The organism is Mycobacterium sp. NPDC003323, assembly GCF_053589535.1.
The window spans coordinates 65,653-68,920 of the sequence record NZ_JBSFSB010000017.1; the positions used below are offsets into that span (position 1 = coordinate 65,653).

Sequence of the window (3,268 nt, forward strand, 5' to 3'; positions counted from 1 at the left end):
AGGTGAACGAATCGGTGCCGGTGTAGTTGGTGTTGGGGGTGTAGGTCCAGGTGCCGTCGGAGTTGACGGTGACGGTGCCGTTGGTGGCGCCGCTGCCCAGGGTGTAGGTGAGGGTGTCGCCGTCGACGTCGGTGCCGCTCAGCGTTCCGGTGATGTCGGTGTCCTCGTTGCCCGATCCGGTCAGACCGGTTGTGGGGGTGGGGGTGTCGTTGACGGCGGCGAGGTTGATGGTGACGGTGACCGGGGTGGAGATCAGTGCACCGTCGGTGACGGTATACGTGAAGCTGTCGGTGCCCGTGTAATTGGCGGCCGGGGTGTAGGTCCAGGTGCCGTCGGCGTTGAGGGTGACGGTGCCGTTGGCGGCCTGGGTGGACAGTGTGTAGGACAACGAGCTTGTGGCGCTGTCGATGTCGCTGCCGGTGAGGGTGCCGCCGATGGTGGTGGAGTCTTCGTCGGCGTCGATGGTGGTGGGGGTGCCGGTGGGGGCGTCGTTGACGGCGTTGACGGTGATGGTGACGGTGACCGGGGTGGCGGTCGCGGTGCCGTCGGTGACGGTGTAGGTGAACGAATCTGTGCCGGTGTAGTTGGTGTTGGGGGTGTAGGTCCAGGTGCCGTCTTGGTTGACGGTGACGGTGCCGTTGGTGGCGCCGCTGCCCAGGGTGTAGGTGAGGCTGTCGCCGTCGACGTCGGTGCCGCTCAGCGTTCCGGTGATGGCGGTGTCCTCGTCGCCCGATCCGGTCAGACCCGCAGTGCCGGTGGGGACATCGTTGACCGCCGCGACCGTGACCGTGACCGTGACCGGGGTCGAGGTCAGGCTGCCGTCGTCGACGGTATACGTGAAGCTGTCGGTGCCCGTGTAATTGGCGGCCGGGGTGTAGGTCCAGGTGCCGTTCGCGTTGACAGTGACGGTGCCGTGGCCGGCCTGATTCCGCAGCGTGTACGACAGCGACGTGCCACCGTCGACATCAGAGCCCACGAACGTGCCGCCGGCGGAGACGTCCTCGGTGACATCGATGGCGGAGTCGATGCCGGTGGGAACGTCGTTGACGGCGATGACCGCGATGATGACGGTCGCCGGATCGGAACGCAGGGCACCGTCGGACACGGTGTAGGTGAAGCTGTCGGTGCCGTTGAAGTTGGCGGCCGGGGTGTAGGTCCAGGTGCCGTTGGCGTTGACGGTGACGGTGCCGTGGGCGGCCCCGGTGCCCAGGGCGTAGGTGACGGTGCCACCGTCGATGTCGGTGCCGCTCAGCGTTCCGGTGATGGCGGTGTCCTCATTGCCCGAACCGGTCAAACCCGCAGTGGCAGTAGGTGCGTCATTGACCGCCGCGACATGCAGGACCACCGTGACGGGTGGGGAGTCGGCATTGCCGTCGTCGACGGTGAAGGTGAACGAGTCATCACCGTTGAAGTCCGGATCCGGCGTGTAGGTCCAGGTGCCGTCGGCGTTGACCGTGACGGTCCCGTTGGCGGCCTGGGTGGTCAACGTGTACCTGAGGTCGTCGGCCTCGGTATCGATGTCGGTTGCGGTCAGGGTGCCCCCGAACGGTGTGTCCTCGGAACCAGTCGCCTCCGAATCAGCGGCGCTCGGAGCATCATTCACCGGGGCGATCGTCACGGTCACGGTGATCGGGGTCGACGTGAGGTTTCCGTCGGACACGGTATAGGTGAAGCTGTCGGTGCCGTGATAGTCGGTCGCCGGGGTGTAGGTCCAGGTGCCGTCGGCATCGAGGGTGACGGTGCCATGGGCGGCCGGGGTGCCCACCGCGTAGCTGAGGGTGTCGCCGTCGAGGTCCGTGGCCACCAGGGTGCCGCCGATGGTGTCGGAATCCTCGTCGCCGGCGATGGTCGTGTCGGTGCCGGTGGGTGCGTCGTTGGCAGCGGTGACCGTGACGGTGACCGTGATGGGTGTCGACGTGCTGGTGCCGTCGGTGATGGTGTACGTGAACGTATCGGTACCGCTGAAATTGGCTGTCGGCGTGTAGGTCCAGGTGCCGTCGGCGTTGACGGTGGCGGTGCCATTGGCGGCCGCGGCGCCGAGGGAGTAGCTCAGCGTGGTCGAGTCGACGTCGGTACCGGCGAAGGTGCCTCCGCTGGATCCGCCATCCTCGACCGTACTGACCGCCGTGGCGTCTGCGGTGGGCGCGTCGTTGACCGGGGTGACGTAGATGGTGACCGAGACCGGTGCCGAATGCAGCTTCTGGTCGAACACCGTGAAGGTGAAGCTGTCGGTGCCGTGGAAATCGGTTGCCGGTGTGTACGTCCAGTTACCGTTTGTGTCGACGGTGACGGTGCCATGGGCGGCCTGGCCGGCCAGTGCATAGGTGAGATTGCCTGCGGGAGTGTCGGTATCGGTGCCGGTGACCGTGCCGGTGATGACGGTGTCCTCGTCGCCGGTCTGGGACAACCCGGGCGTGCCCACCGGTCGGTCGTTGACCGCGGGGACGATGATGGTGACCGTGACGGGCGCCGAGACCGACTGGCCGTCGGCGATGGTGTAGGTGAACGAATCCACTCCGTTGTGGTCGGCGGCCGGCGTGTAGGTCCAGGTGCCGTCCGGGTTGACCGTCACAGAGCCGTGCGACGCATCGGTGTCGAGTGCGAACTCCAACTCGGCCGTGGTGTTGTCGACGTCGGATCCGGTCAGTTGTCCGCCGATCCTGGTCGAATCCTCAATCCCGGCGACGGTCGAGTCGCTGCCGGTGGGGGCGTCGTTGACCGCGGCGAGGTTCACGGTCACGGTGATCGAGGTGGAGCTCAGCGCCCCGTCCGACACGGTGTAGGTGAAGGTGTCGGTGCCGACATAATTGGCGGCCGGGGTGTAGGTCCAGGTGCCGTCGGCGTTCACGGTGACGCTGCCGTGGTCGGCTTGATTCCTGAGTGTGTAGGTCAACGTACCTGCGGGACTGTCGATATCGCTACCGAGCAGGGATCCGCCGATGGTGGTCGAATCCTCTTCGGCGTCGATGACGGTGTCGGTTCCGGTGGGGGCGTCGTTGATCGCGGCGACGGTGACGGTGACGGTGATCGGGGTGGAGGTGGTGGTGCCGTCGGTGACGGTGTAGGTGAAGGTGTCGGGGCCGTTGTAGTTGGTATTGGGTGTGTAGGTCCAGGTGCCGTCGGGGTTGACGGTGGCGGTGCCGTTGGTGGCGCCGGTGCCCAGGGTGTAGGTGAGGGTGTCGCCGTCGATGTCGGTTGCGGTGAGGGTGCCGCCGGTGGTGGTGTCTTCGACTGCGGTGACGGTGGATCCGGTGCCGGTGGGGGCGTC

Annotated in this window: 1 protein-coding gene; it reads right to left on the bottom strand. The window is 66.6% G+C overall.

The genetic code is table 11. The annotated features are described in order from the left end of the window. Positions 1–3,268 (bottom strand): tandem-95 repeat protein (locus tag ACWDUN_RS25570; RefSeq protein WP_449933067.1); only part of this gene is annotated, 3,268 nt, incomplete at both ends.